The sequence below is a fragment of the Pseudomonas sp. FP603 genome (assembly GCF_030687415.1).
GTDB lineage: Bacteria > Pseudomonadota > Gammaproteobacteria > Pseudomonadales > Pseudomonadaceae > Aquipseudomonas > Aquipseudomonas wuhanensis.
In genome coordinates this window covers 5241174-5253342 of record NZ_CP117431.1, presented here as the reverse complement: position 1 = coordinate 5253342, position 12169 = coordinate 5241174, and the positions used below count along the sequence as shown (strand labels likewise).

Annotated in this window: 15 protein-coding genes and 1 pseudogene; 8 read left to right on the top strand and 8 right to left on the bottom strand. The window is 52.9% G+C overall.

The features are described from left to right. Positions 1-207: 207 nt before the first annotated feature. Together PSH65_RS24260 and PSH65_RS24255 are read left to right on the top strand one after the other, a co-directional pair. Positions 208-1665 (top strand): hypothetical protein, encoded by a 1458-nt coding sequence (locus tag PSH65_RS24260; RefSeq protein WP_305422825.1) that lies wholly within the window; start codon positions 208-210, stop codon positions 1663-1665. Positions 1666-2904: 1239 nt separating this feature from the next. Continuing rightward, positions 2905-3126: a ribbon-helix-helix protein, CopG family gene (locus PSH65_RS24255; protein WP_305422824.1), complete on the top strand. Its 222-nt coding sequence runs from the start codon at positions 2905-2907 to the stop codon at positions 3124-3126. A 211-nt stretch (positions 3127-3337) separates the two neighbouring features. Here PSH65_RS24255 and PSH65_RS24250 read toward each other — a convergent pair whose 3' ends face one another. Beyond that, positions 3338-3511, bottom strand: coding sequence for a hypothetical protein (locus tag PSH65_RS24250; protein ID WP_305422823.1), 174 nt, complete (start codon positions 3509-3511; stop codon positions 3338-3340). 76 nt (positions 3512-3587) lie between these two features. Between PSH65_RS24250 and PSH65_RS24245 the strand changes: the two genes are divergently transcribed. The 3 genes and pseudogenes from PSH65_RS24245 to PSH65_RS24235 all read left to right on the top strand — a co-directional run. Further along, positions 3588-4148, top strand: coding sequence for a hypothetical protein (locus tag PSH65_RS24245; protein ID WP_305422822.1), 561 nt, complete (start codon positions 3588-3590; stop codon positions 4146-4148). Positions 4149-4234: 86 nt separating this feature from the next. Further along, positions 4235-4780: a hypothetical protein gene (locus PSH65_RS24240; protein ID WP_305422820.1), complete on the top strand. Its 546-nt coding sequence runs from the start codon at positions 4235-4237 to the stop codon at positions 4778-4780. Positions 4781-4937: 157 nt separating this feature from the next. Beyond that, positions 4938-5075: pseudogene (locus PSH65_RS24235) on the top strand (transposase domain-containing protein); the annotation flags it as partial. On the opposite strand, the gene lgt reads toward PSH65_RS24235, so the two are convergent. The 4 genes from lgt to PSH65_RS24215 form a co-directional block, all read right to left on the bottom strand. Continuing rightward, positions 5072-5881, bottom strand: a complete 810-nt coding sequence (gene lgt / locus PSH65_RS24230; RefSeq protein WP_305422818.1) for a prolipoprotein diacylglyceryl transferase — start codon at positions 5879-5881, stop codon at positions 5072-5074. The pseudogene PSH65_RS24235 and the gene lgt overlap by 4 nt on opposite strands. A 612-nt stretch (positions 5882-6493) precedes the next feature. After that, entirely contained in the window at positions 6494-6799 is a 306-nt protein-coding gene (locus PSH65_RS24225; RefSeq protein WP_305422817.1) for a hypothetical protein, read from the bottom strand. 257 nt (positions 6800-7056) lie between these two features. Further along, positions 7057-7230 (bottom strand): hypothetical protein, encoded by a 174-nt coding sequence (locus PSH65_RS24220; protein ID WP_305422816.1) that lies wholly within the window; start codon positions 7228-7230, stop codon positions 7057-7059. A 482-nt stretch (positions 7231-7712) separates the two neighbouring features. Beyond that, complete coding sequence (locus PSH65_RS24215) at positions 7713-7931, bottom strand: hypothetical protein (RefSeq protein WP_305422815.1); 219 nt, start codon at positions 7929-7931, stop codon at positions 7713-7715. A 1247-nt stretch (positions 7932-9178) separates the two neighbouring features. Here PSH65_RS24215 and PSH65_RS24210 point away from each other — a divergent pair. From PSH65_RS24210 to PSH65_RS24200, 3 genes are read left to right on the top strand one after another with little or no spacing between them, the layout of a single operon-like run. Then, on the top strand, positions 9179-9397 hold the full coding sequence (locus tag PSH65_RS24210; protein WP_305422814.1) for a hypothetical protein: 219 nt from the start codon (positions 9179-9181) through the stop codon (positions 9395-9397). After that, positions 9394-9891, top strand: a complete 498-nt coding sequence (locus PSH65_RS24205) for a toxin-antitoxin system HicB family antitoxin (RefSeq protein WP_305422812.1) — start codon at positions 9394-9396, stop codon at positions 9889-9891. Before PSH65_RS24210 ends, PSH65_RS24205 begins: the two co-directional genes overlap by 4 nt. After that, positions 9888-10379: a hypothetical protein gene (locus PSH65_RS24200; RefSeq protein WP_305422811.1), complete on the top strand. Its 492-nt coding sequence runs from the start codon at positions 9888-9890 to the stop codon at positions 10377-10379. Before PSH65_RS24205 ends, PSH65_RS24200 begins: the two co-directional genes overlap by 4 nt. A gap of 376 nt (positions 10380-10755) precedes the next feature. Here PSH65_RS24200 and PSH65_RS24195 read toward each other — a convergent pair whose 3' ends face one another. The 3 genes from PSH65_RS24195 to PSH65_RS24185 all read right to left on the bottom strand — a co-directional run bounded on the left by PSH65_RS24195 (position 10756) and on the right by PSH65_RS24185 (position 11964). Beyond that, entirely contained in the window at positions 10756-11415 is a 660-nt protein-coding gene (locus PSH65_RS24195) for a DUF4145 domain-containing protein (protein ID WP_305422810.1), read from the bottom strand. A gap of 94 nt (positions 11416-11509) precedes the next feature. Then, the gene (locus PSH65_RS24190) at positions 11510-11776 is read right to left on the bottom strand and encodes a hypothetical protein (protein WP_305422809.1); all 267 of its coding nucleotides are present in this window, start codon (positions 11774-11776) and stop codon (positions 11510-11512) included. After that, on the bottom strand, positions 11776-11964 hold the full coding sequence (locus PSH65_RS24185) for a YodC family protein (RefSeq protein ID WP_305422807.1): 189 nt from the start codon (positions 11962-11964) through the stop codon (positions 11776-11778). Before PSH65_RS24185 ends, PSH65_RS24190 begins: the two co-directional genes overlap by 1 nt. Positions 11965-12169 lie beyond the last annotated feature (205 nt).

Here is a 12169-nt window from a genome sequence, read left to right as displayed (position 1 = left end):
GGCCGTTTTCTGCCCGTCGCGAATGGCAGAAAACCCATAGCAGTCCTTCACGTCCGGCGGCAGTCGGCAGTCGGCTCGGCCAGACTAGCTCGGGCTAACCAGATGAGCCTAGAGGCCCTATCGGAAGCGTCGCCTCCCCCCAAATTCGCTTGAAGAACCCGCACGTCATTGCCATCCTTGATCCATCGTGTTTAAAGGAACTGGTAGATGAGTGAGGCGAAGGACGACCGGGTCGAGTTCAGCATGCCCACAAAAAAAGTGCTGGCCGGCAGAGCGGGGTACATCTGCTCGCACTATGACTGCCTGCGGAATACCAAGGCCCCAGGGCAGAGCAAGAAAAGGAAGGATGGCCTCATCGGCACAGGTGTGGCCGCTCACATTTATGCCGCTTCTGAGAATGGTCCTAGACCTCCAGTTGGCATGACTGAGGAGGAGATCAAAGACCAATCCAACGGCACCTGGATGTGTATTTACTGCAGCGACTTGATCGACAAGTTCCGCTGGGAATACCCTGCCCCGCGTATTCATGAGATGAAGCGTGTAAGGGAGTTTGCCCAGCATCTCACCGTTACCCAGTTTGATGCCGCCTATCTGGTTCGATGGATGGGCGTTCAGCGGTTTGATCAGATCGTTCGGGACCATCTTCCTGATTTGGTGGTAGCCTCGATTATCGAGAAGATCCGTGAGGTCGGAAAGCGCTTTATCGGCGACCTCTGTTTGGACGCTCATCCGATCGCGAAGCCCCCGTCCTCATTCTCCCGAAAGCCCCTTCCAATCGTGATTCAGCAAGTTGGGCGTTCTGATCAGACTGCCATTATCACCACGGCGATTGCCAGCGAATACCGATGGGCCACCGAGATTGCCACGCAGTTCAACCAGAGACTGTATGAGGCCGGCACCTACGACGTCAGGCTGATCGATTATGGCCAGGTCAGCATATCGGCACGCGTTCCTGAGACGGGGGAGCTAGCGTTGGAGGCTGTTGATCTTAAGGCGACGATCATGTGCAAGTACAACCCGACATCATCTCAGGGCGATGTCTTCCTCCGGGCGAGCACGGTAGGGGGCGTAAAGTGGTTGATGGAGATCAACGGCCGACCTGACGCTTTCACCATCGCCAGCGAAATGAAGCTTGGTACCTACTACTGGCCGGAGAGCACCCGGCAACCGCCCACTCTGTTCCGTGAGCGCGAAGCATTCGAGAGCTACGCGACTCTCATCGACAGAATTGCGGCGGGATGGGACATCGTTGGGCGGATAGGTCTACGTAGTACTGAGGAGCGCATCAAGGATAATCTCCACCCAGGAGTCTTCGGGATCAGCCTGGTGCACAGCCAAGATCGGCTGCAGGAAGTGCAGAGAGCATGCAGGAAGGTACGACTCGCCTACGAGCTAGCAGACAAGTGGGGCGTTGAGGTTTACATCGGCAACCTGCTCGATCTACGCATTGATGCCGCTACGTTTCGGGAGGCAGTGGACCGCATCATGGAAGGAGGTCCCGGTCTGACTCACGCGATAGGAGACCAGCTTTGGCTTAGCGATGACCAACGCCGGTGCCTGGTCGTCGAGTACAACTGCGCCAGGATTGGGATCAGCGAACGATTCGTTTCGCAGCCGCTCACAGACGGAGGTGCATCCTTGATGTCGAGAGGCCATTTCGCATGAGCGGAGGCCTCAAACTTTAGCGGCCACAGCGGCTACTGATGGATAGACGGTTCTGGCCGATTGCTGCCTGTCGCGAATGGCTCAGAATGGCCGCTCTCTGTCGCTCGTCTCTTGTGCGCGCATTGGTCAACCGGATGCAAACGGTGGTCACCACGAATGCAAATGACTGGTCAGTAGTAATGCAATTTGGTGGTCATGTGCGATGCAATTACGCAACAAGCAGCTGATGTCGACGGGCGGCCCGCCGAGCGCAGTGACCACCACCAGCGACCCACTTCACACGGTGCTTTGGACATAAAACCTAATGTTTCCCAGATTACCCAACGAAGCATTGGGTCGTTCTCCAATGTCAAGTTGCATGCGTGAACCAAGAGGTTTCGAGGCTCGAAACTCCCGCTATGGTTTACACCCCATCAGCGTCCTCCAGCGTGATAGGGGTTATACGGCAGTCAGCTCTTGCCATTGCTTCACGCAAAAGACCTCAAGATCAAGCACATGATGAATGGCTCTACTACTGCTTACCTGCGGATGACAATGCTGGAGGCGTGCCTAATTACGAGGGATGGGGTTGAAATTGAACTTCTAGCCTTTGGACAAGAGCGAGAATTTTGCTGGTCAACGAAAGGACGCGGATGCGCGCCGCAACCTCTTCGATTTGCACGTGACCCAACAAGAGCCGGATCGCCAAAAAAGTACTGCACTACATGGTTTCGAATTGAACAGCGGGCTTTCACTTCCGTCTATCCATACTTGGTCTGTGGACGGCACAAGACATCTCTCCACATATGGCCAAGGTATTTCTCCACATATATCTCCTGGCCAACGCCATCCCGAGCGACCAACCAGAAAATGTTTCCCCTAAAAAATAGGCCAAAGACAAGATTTTTCTCTAGATATAGAGATTTTTTTAAGAAATTTATCTATTTAGTAGTTCTGCACACTTTGTACACGGACGGCACAAGACATCTCCCCACATATGGACAAGGAATTTCTCCACATATAGAGACTGGACGCCATGCCGTTCAGAGGCTCCATTGCGTCTAGAGGGCAGTGAGATAATTGCTAGAGAGCCAGGTGTGTTCCATCACTCAAAGCCCTTGCGCTGTAAGCGCTTGCTGAAGTCGCGTTACGTAACCTAGGCAGGCAGAAAACAGCGAAGTGCCGACATAGTCGTAAACTGACCGTGAGGGATCAGCCCATTTGCTATGCTGGCGTAATGATTAGCTCAGGGGCCCACCCATGCTTACTCTCCATTTGCCACCCGATCTTGAAGAACGCCTTCAAAAGCTCGCTAAAGCTACTGGCAGGTCCACAGCTTTTTACGTCACCCAAGCCATTGCGCTACATCTCGACGATATTGAAGATTTGAGTATCGCAGAGCGGCGTCTGCTTGATATTCGAGCCGGTAGCTCAGAGACAATACCTTTAGAGCAGGTGCTAACGCATAGGCGCGGGCGATAACGCACGCCTTCGGGCAGCTTTGCTGCAAGGGCGGTAATCGATAACTCAGCAGTCATTCGACAAGTGTTGTGATCAGGCGTAAGTTGAAGTCGTTGCGAAGAGCAGGTCTGAATTCCTAACGCCAGCTGAGTGGGGCTGGTATCGGCGTCAGAAGGTACCTCTAGCAACCCCCACAAACCCCGGCCTTGCCCGGGGTTTTGCGTTTCTGGCGTTACGCTTTGTCGCGCAGTTCGAAGTGGTAGCGGTGATGGCGCCCGTCTTTTTTCTCGCGGACCACAACGCCCACCGCAACGGCTTTGCTACCAATGCACATAGCGCCGATGAGCACCCGCGTCTGGTTGAGTTCGCCCTCTTGGGTATAGCTGTAACCATTGAGCTTGAGCAAGCCGGAATACTGGCCATTCGATCATCGAGCCAATAGGTCAAACTTCAGTCTCAATCAAATGACCGGAGGGTCAATCATGAGCGATGCTCAGCAAGCACAGGCAGATATCCTAGCGTTGTCCGTCGCTGTTTTGAAGGCGCGCGCCGCAGTCGTTGACGCGGGTGGGTATGATGAAACTATCGACCAGCTCCGATTCGCTTTTGACGATGCTGGGGGCGATATTCGCGCATTCAAAAAAGGGGTTCTGGACGATCTGGAAGTTAGGCGCAAGGTTGCTCAACAGGCGCGTAAAGTCGAAAGCGAGACTGCTCACCGTCTGCTTAATGATGAGGTTGCGATGGCTGAAAGGGTTAACTCCCGGGAGCTCGATGCCGAGGCGGAGCACCTCGAGCTTAAGTGCAGGGTGGCGAGTTCTGAGTACCAGCGCAAGTTCGCCGCTTTAATTAAAACCGGTTTGACCGAATCTCAGGTATTGGCCGCTATCGGACCGGAGCCAGATGTTAAGGCGCTGACTTTGCGAGCGCAGGAGTTGCGGCATAATGCTGAAGGTCGCCGTCAAGCCATTCGCGAGACAGCCCAAATGTTAGCCCGTATCGAAGCCTTGCCGCAGCGTATAGCTGCGGGGCACTCAGCTTAATGGCAATTCGGATTGATCCCCAAGCTGAGAGTACGTTGGCAGCTCAGTTGGGTAGGAGGCTTAAGCTTGCCAGGGCAGCGGCAGGAATGACTCTTGATGATGCTAGGAAAGCTTTAAGTCAGCGGAATCTTGGACAGGTCTGCCAACATGAAAAAGGCCGCCGCTTGCCTGGCACCCTTCAGATTCTGCGGTATGCCAGCCTGTATGGTGTGAGTGCAGATTTTCTGCTCGGATTGACGGGTGTGCCAACACGCCGACCGACGCCTGAGAATGTTCCCAGCGCGGCAATCGCTGGCGCTGTTCAGAGGGGCATGACCGAGTCACTTGAGTCGCTAACACACCTTACGGCGAACCGCGTTGGCGTATTGATGGTCGGCTTCGGTCAAGATAGGGTTGGGCTGCGCAAGGCACTCGAAATCGCTAGGCAAGCCAGCGAAACCCTTGCTCGCATTCGAGCGCGACATTCCCAGTTTGATGACCGGATCTGTGGTGGTGCAAAGCTGGTCACTTTGCTAGGTCAGCTCTCGACAGCCGCGGTTGAGTTTAGCGTCCGTGAAAGACGTGAACGTCTTGAGCTGGGGGATATCGAAACTGCTGTACTTAGGCCCACGCGATTCGGGTTTTGTGATTGACGAAAGCTAATGCTCAAGCGGAGTGCTCAGTGCTTTGGTAATAAAACCTAATGTTTCCCAGATTACTCAGTGAGGCTTCTGGGTCGTTTTCCAACGTCAAGTTACTTGCGCGAACCAAGAGGTTTCGAGGCACGAACCCCCGCTATGGTTGTAACCGTCCGGCCAAGTCACCTATGCCTATTTGAAGGACGTCCTCACGCGGCTGCCTACGCAGCGGGCGAGTGAAATCGATCAGTTGCTGCCACACAGGTGGCAAGGTTTCACCCTTCTTGCCCACAGCCGGCCTATTGCCTAACTCGTTTGCTCACATAGCAATTTTCTGCCACTCCGTTTGGCTAGAACCATGAGCGTTAGCCCGACGAGAACAGGCGGAATGCTCAACAGTTGGCCAACGTTTAGTGGCAGGGAATAGTCATAGCTGGCTTGGTGCATCTTGGTGAATTCAAGCAGGAATCTCGCCGAGAAAACTGCTGACAAAAACAACCCGCTCAGGAACCCCGGTTCCAGGGGGGCGCGGCGTTTCTGGTACAGCAAGAACATCAGCAAAAACATTACAAGATAGACGCATGCTTCATAGAGTTGTGTGGGGTGCCTAGGCAGCGTATCAATTCGGGAGAATACAATTGCCCACGGAATATCCGTCGGAACACCGGCGATCTCAGAATTGAAGAAATTGCCCACTCTGATCAGGCAGCCGCCCAAAAGAGCTACTATGGCAATCCTGTCCAGCAGCCAGAGATAGCCTATGTCGGAACGACGTCGGCAGAATAGATAGAGGCTAAGGGCGAGTCCAATAGCGCCGCCGTGGCTTGCTAGACCGCCTTTCCAGATGGCTAGGATTTCCGCAGGATTGCTGAAGTAAAACGCTGGATCGTAAAACAGCACGTGCCCAAGCCGGGCGCCGAGCACTGTACCCAAGCCGAGATAGATCAGCAGAGCGTCCAGGTCACCCTCAGGCTTACCTTCTCGTCTGAAGATAAACCTCATGATCGCCATACCGAAGCCAAACGCGGCTGCGAACAGGAGGCCGTACCAGTGGATATCGAGCACTCCGAACCGCATCAGTACAGGGTCGGTGTTCCATACAAAATACTGCTCCATCGCGCAATCTCTCCTTGGCTAGCAGACGCTTCCACTTGCAGTTATCCCGTTCCCTGTAAATCAATGCGCTACAGATGAAGCCTCGTGGGCCGCAAGCTCTGTCACAGAAATCAGTTCGCAACCATACCAGTTCATCGGCCATGGAGCACTTAGCCGCAGGGATCAGGGCAAATGGCATAGAGGTGATTGATAGCTGCCTGAGTCACACAATGTGAGTTGGGCGGACGCTTACCGCGAACCAAGAGGTTTCGAGACACGAAACCCCCGCTGTGGTTTACACCCAAAAGCAGGTGTTTTGGCTGAAAACCCCATCACGCATATAGTTCCTGGTCTTGTTTTTTACTAACATTGAGTCGTCAATTGCCCCCACGGGCCGCCTCTCCTGTAGAGCCCCGTGCGTAGCTCTTCCAGCGATGGGAGATGTCATCAACGGACCATGGAAGGGGCACCCAAATCTGAACGACTGGACGTAGATCTGATTTGCGTAGGCTGGTGTGGCGTCATCACACCGCCCCCAGCGCATCCCCTCCCAACCTCTATCCACGCTGGATTTGAAATCTGACTTGGCGGGCTCCCCGGTTTTGGGGACACCCGTGGGGCTGGAGCAGGCCCTCAAGATACTGGACGAGGAAATACCGCTGATGAGCATTGGTACATTTCAAGGAATGTATTAAGAAAACGCATCACCGCACCTTCGTCCTCTAGAAATAACATCAACTTTTCGTCCTCGAAGTCATCATCCTCCAGACAATCGCAAGCGTGATCCAGAATAAGTTGCCATTGCACATCTTGGTCATAAGTAATGCCAAACGTCACAGCAAGCCAAGCATACTCATCAGGCTCGCCCCCAAAGCCATCCTCCCCCCAGACACGATCCGTCTCCAGTAGAACTGCACTGATTAACGTTTTCCTGCTCATAGTTAGCTCCTGGGATTACCTGACAAAACTGTTAATGGTTGAGCTGGCGTCATGTTGCATGAGGTACAGCTCCTTTTGCTGGGAAGCCGCCACCTTCGCGATCAAACGAATGGAGGCGGACTGTATGCAGGTTGGTCAAGCGGGGCAAAAAAAAACCGGCAGGCGCGAACGCCACCCACAAACAGCCGCCATAACTCGAAACGACAGGCACAAAAAAAGCGCCTGCGTTCTTATGGGGCGCTTGTGCGCCTTTTGCTTTATCGAGTGACCAAAGGGACGATCAGGGGATGATTTTCAACGAGCGCGATCAGCAGAGCATTTGCCTGGACGCAGCCTTGATCCGCTGCGTTGCGCAGGCGTCCCCAGGCGGCTTTGACTTCGGCGCGGGTTGGTTTGGCCTGGTGGCCGCGGAGCTTGGTAGGGGTCGACATGATTTGTCCTCTATGAGCTGTAAAAGCCGTTCAAGGCTCACATTAGGCCTGATCTGAGTGTATATCCAGTGCTTTTAGGGTGCACCTAAGGTGCTACACGTAACCGGATTAAATGGGACTGAAATAGTTGGTTTGCAGCAGGTCGAGGAGGGCGTTTTTGTTGCAGTAAGTCGGAGTGAGGCAAAGTGATACGAATAGCTTCTATAGGGCGGCGCACTACCCTGCAACAGGGTGGTGGTGGTGGTGGTGGTGGTGGTGGTGGTGGTGGTGGTGGTGGTGGTGGTGGGAGTTGGCTGGATGTCAGAATTTCCGACAACAACCTGGCCTCCCATTTCGGTAGGGCAGGTGTCGCGACACGTTTGACGAGTTATGAAAACGTGTCGCGGAGCTGACCGAGGCAAAGTGAGAAAATCCCACTTTGGTCCGGATGGCTCAAATGTGAGCCTGGATCACAATTGAATCACGCCTGCTCCAGCCTGCTGTCAGGTACGTGGCCGGCCCGAGGTTGAAAGCTCCGTGATTCCGTCCCTGATGAACTCCAGGTTTTCATCCAGCGTGGCAAGCGCGCAGCGCACGTTGTCGGCGATGTCGGCCGATCCGCGCTGCTCTACCCAATTGGAAAGCTCCTCCACTGCGGCACGCAGGGCGATCTGGTTTTGATTCTGTGCGTTGAGTAAGCCGGCGATCAGAGTGTTGTTCATTGCATCCCTCCATGTGAACTCGAAGAGTAGCAGGGACGGTTTGCGACGAAAGCGTCGACGTTATTCAGTCCATTATTTGGGCATGCAGAGATCCTGGGCTAGCGTCATGAGTGCAGGGCAAATGGTTGGCCTGCCGATGAACTTCTTGCTCAAAGGAACGACGATGGAACGCTATGGGAATCTGGGAGGTGACTCAAATGTGGCCGCATTTGAGATAGGGAACGGGTCTATCACAGTTGAATTCAATGACCGGTCGCAGTACCTGTACACAAATCAAAGTGCAGGACCTGGATCTATCTCGGAAATGCATCGATTGGCGAGAGCCGGTAGAGGGCTAAATAGCTACATTTCGCGCGTAGTTAGGAAAGGCTACGCAAGGAAGATCCGCTAAGAAGTGGAGTGCGCGACACGTTTTGCGAATTTTGAAAACGTGTCGCGGAAAAGGTGCCGAGGCAATGTGAGGAAATCCCACCTCGAGTTGGATGGGCCAAAGGTGAGCCACGATCACAATTGCGCTACGCCTGCTTCAACCTGCTGTTAGGCGTGTGAGCTGCCCGGCGTGGATAGCTTTGCGATGCCGAGCCTGATGAAGTCCAGATTATCGTCCAGGGTGGCAAGCGCGCCGCGCACATTGTCGGCGATATCTGCTGAGCCGCAGGCTTCGACCCAATTGGATAGTTCCTCTACAGCGGCGCCCAGGGCGATCTGGTTTTGATTTCGTGATCGAGCGCGGCCATGAGCTGGATCTGTCTAGGGTCTGTCAAGAATTCACTCATGCTCGCCTAGCGAATGCGGCCGCGCAACTTCAACATTTCTCAACAGGCAATTTGGTCCGACTCGGCCCATTTGGTCTGTCTCGACGCGCACTGTGTGGCTTCAACACACTGTGTAAAAAATGACGTGGCGTTTACTACGCGCTCGTCGGGCCGGGACGATAAGCCAGCGCATCTCAAATTTAATAATTGGCTGCGACATATCGCCACGCTGCCAATGGCGCCGCCCACCGCGAAAGGATCGCTTCAAGCGAGAGTCGATTTCGCAAGCTTACGATTTCGCAAGCTTTTTTATTTTGAAGGCGCTGGCGTATGATGCGCCATCATTGCGGCGTACCTTAATCGCTCACCAACCGAGATGGATTTCGATGAAATTTTCGGAACTGACACTACCGGCGGTGTCATATGTGTTGTAAAGTCGGCCCCGTCATCGCAGACCTGCGTTCGCGGAAAGCGGGTGTAAGGTGTGGTGAAATGAGAAGCATTCTTGAAGGATTTGGTTTCACGATCAAGGAAGGAAAGACGCCTGGGCACAAGGTTTTTTTTCACCACGATCTGAAGGAATTTACGTCCTCAAGCTACAATTGTGGACATGGAAAGGATTCGATCATCAAGACCCCTTACGTGGTCAAGGTGATAAGGGTTTTGAGTGACTTTCAGGACCTTCTCGACAAACTGGAGAGAAATAAATGATTAATGCAAGCAGCTACTCCATCGAAATTCGTAGAGGGAATTTTGAAGGCGAGGAGTGCTTCCAAGCGCGCGTTAAAGAAATTCCTTATCTGGAAGAATATGCCGATACCCATGAGGAGGCATATGCGCTGGTTATTGATAGTATTGAGCAAACAGCTTTAGAAATGGAAGCGTCGGGTAAAACAATGCCGCCGCCGATTTCCACCGTTGAAGATTATAGCGGCAGGATGACATTGCGTCTCCCAAAAACACTGCATCGTTATCTAACTCATGTCGCTGAAAGCGAAGATGTAAGTTTAAATTCGTTAGTAGTTTCAGTGCTGTCCGATTTTCACGGGTTTGATGTTGGTCAGGATGCGGGAAGCAGGGGTTACTATCAGAGCGTGGCGATGAGTTATGCGGTATCTAACGCGCATATTGAGCGTAAGACTGTGCGACAGTCTGCGCTGCGTGTTGTGGGCGGTAAGAGCTATTCGCCGGCAGAAGCAGCATGAGTACTGATGCGCTCAATAAGGCCATAGCTTCGCTGAAGCTAGTTGATATTTTTATAAAAGACTCTACATCTAGTCTCGGTAATGATTTTGACCCCAAGTTTGATGCTCGCAGTGAGCGTTTGAGTTTTCAGACTAAAAACTTTATCACGGCTTCTGCCGTTATAGAGGCTGAAGCCGAGGATGGTCCGTTCAGAATGTTTCGAGTTACTTCTGAACTGGGGGTTAGAATTATTTGCAAAGATGACGTAGATAAGAAAGATGACGATATTGAGGTTCTAGCGCTGGTCGAAGCTACGATGGAGGCTGATTACGATATCGTAGATTATGCTATTGCCGAGGATCAAGAAGCTCTCGATGCTTTCGCTCTTAAGAACGTCTCTTATCACGTGTGGCCTTATTGGCGAGAATACGTCACATCTCAGCTTCAACGCATGAATATGCCAAAGTTAGTGCTTCCCATGCGACTCAGAGCTAAAAACGATGAATAACCCTGCTGAGGCAGGGTTTTTTGTTTTTGGCTACGGTGGCTCGAGCGCAGGGTAAAGACGCGATTGGCGCTTGCTATCTGCGCGCAACGGCAGATGCCCGATAGTCGCAGCGACGGCTGTCCTTTCGCCGTTCGGGAGAAATAAAGAGAAAGTCGCTACAAACTTGATCTGCCAAAGAGCTCAAATCGTCTCAGTGAGACCAAATCGTTACACATCGCGATATTCCACTGTGGGAGCGAGATTTTGCAGGGTTTTTTCCTGGCCTCCAGAGATACACTCAAATCTGAGTACATTGGTGAGATGCACGCAATTCTGCTCGCATCTTGTCCAGGCGCCCGATGCGCTCAGATTTGAGCGCGTCTCTTTGGAGTGTTGATCACTGCAGGGTCGTAGCGAGGAAGCGCTCAACGTCATCGATCATCCCCTTTACATCTCCAGGGTTGAACTTCTCGACATCGCCATGAGCTGCGGCATTGCGGATGCCTGCTATCGCGGTGATGCGTTTTTGCTGGATTGAGTTGTAAACGTTCGCTTTCGCCAGGTCGGCGTTCATCTTGTCGAGCTTCCCATGATCGATACCATTATCGGTGCAAAGGTTGCGGATGGTGGTTTCCAGTACCACTCCGGCAATCACTGCGGCTGCGGAAGCATATCCTGCGGTCAGTAGCTCGCCGGCTTGTTCAAGCTCGCTTCCGAATACTTCCGCCTGAACTAAATTGCGTACGGTGTTGAGGTAGCCACCTTCATAATCTTCTTTGGCAGCGAGGAAGACGGCTTTAACGCGCTGAAGCGTTTCGAAATTATTCGAGTATGAGCGCGGCTTCTCTGCCTCTATAAACGTCATCATGTGGTGCGACTTTTCGCCGCAAACGTTGGATAGGAGGGATTTTGCCTTTACCCCCCAACTAAGCAATGAATTCGCATCGATGGAAGGGAATGACCCCATCATTTCGCTGTGTTTCATCGTCTTGGTGGCTTCAAGTGCCAATAGCTGAGATTCAAGCTCAGAGAACCGCTTTTCGAACAGCTTCGTCATTTCGAACTCCTTTTTCTATTTTTTGTGTACGTGTTCTGAGGTGCTGTCAGGCCAAAACGGGCCGCAATCCAAATGGGGCGGCCCGAGTACCACATTAGCCCCGAGCGTCACGACCTGGCTCGTCTTCTGCGACCCTGAAACGCCAGTAGCGATCTGGTTTCACCCAGACAACGTTATCGGGAGTGAGCTTCCGGAAAGCGGCTAATAAAGCCTTCCCGAGTACTTGGTTGCCGTCTGCATTTTCGATCAACAGATCCTCCCGGCCTGATTTGACAAGGAAGTCCACAACGTCGTCTTGATAGACGCACGAATCTCGTTCGATCTTAGCTAGCATCCATTTTGAAACCGAGTCAGCGTCCATCAGCTTTTCTCAGGCTTTACGAGCTCAAGAGATTCAGCGTTGAAGTAGCCCTTCTCGAGTTTTTTTCCAGCGAACCACTGACACTCAAAACCCGCTTGGAGGGCAGACCAGTGCCTCAGTGTCATCTCAGGCCCCCCCGACTTCAGCTTGACGATGTCACCACTCTTGAACTCATTTCCTTTGGCCATAGCGCTTACACCTCAGTTGGCAGGGGACATCCCTGTACCTGTCATATGGGGACTGGCCAATTGCTTTCAAGTGGCCAGTAGGTGCTGTCGAGACTCAGGTCAGCACTATGACTCGCCAACGCTTCAACCCCGGGCTGAACGATGCGAGCTATGTCGTCTTCCGCAAGTTCTGGCTGAAAGGAGGTGAGCAATGACTATCGATAAT

Coding starts and splice junctions, on each gene's coding strand:
- PSH65_RS24185 (WP_305422807.1), bottom strand. CDS start 11,964: ATGGCCAAAGGAAATGAGTTCAAGAGTGGTGACATCGTCAAGCTGAAG.
- PSH65_RS24225 (WP_305422817.1), bottom strand. CDS start 6,799: ATGAGCAGGAAAACGTTAATCAGTGCAGTTCTACTGGAGACGGATCGT.
- PSH65_RS24245 (WP_305422822.1), top strand. CDS start 3,588: ATGAGCGATGCTCAGCAAGCACAGGCAGATATCCTAGCGTTGTCCGTC.
- lgt (WP_305422818.1), bottom strand. CDS start 5,881: ATGGAGCAGTATTTTGTATGGAACACCGACCCTGTACTGATGCGGTTC.
- PSH65_RS24205 (WP_305422812.1), top strand. CDS start 9,394: ATGATTAATGCAAGCAGCTACTCCATCGAAATTCGTAGAGGGAATTTT.
- PSH65_RS24190 (WP_305422809.1), bottom strand. CDS start 11,776: ATGGACGCTGACTCGGTTTCAAAATGGATGCTAGCTAAGATCGAACGA.
- PSH65_RS24210 (WP_305422814.1), top strand. CDS start 9,179: ATGAGAAGCATTCTTGAAGGATTTGGTTTCACGATCAAGGAAGGAAAG.
- PSH65_RS24195 (WP_305422810.1), bottom strand. CDS start 11,415: ATGACGAAGCTGTTCGAAAAGCGGTTCTCTGAGCTTGAATCTCAGCTA.
- PSH65_RS24255 (WP_305422824.1), top strand. CDS start 2,905: ATGCTTACTCTCCATTTGCCACCCGATCTTGAAGAACGCCTTCAAAAG.
- PSH65_RS24200 (WP_305422811.1), top strand. CDS start 9,888: ATGAGTACTGATGCGCTCAATAAGGCCATAGCTTCGCTGAAGCTAGTT.
- PSH65_RS24260 (WP_305422825.1), top strand. CDS start 208: ATGAGTGAGGCGAAGGACGACCGGGTCGAGTTCAGCATGCCCACAAAA.
- PSH65_RS24220 (WP_305422816.1), bottom strand. CDS start 7,230: ATGTCGACCCCTACCAAGCTCCGCGGCCACCAGGCCAAACCAACCCGC.
- PSH65_RS24215 (WP_305422815.1), bottom strand. CDS start 7,931: ATGAACAACACTCTGATCGCCGGCTTACTCAACGCACAGAATCAAAAC.
- PSH65_RS24240 (WP_305422820.1), top strand. CDS start 4,235: ATGACTCTTGATGATGCTAGGAAAGCTTTAAGTCAGCGGAATCTTGGA.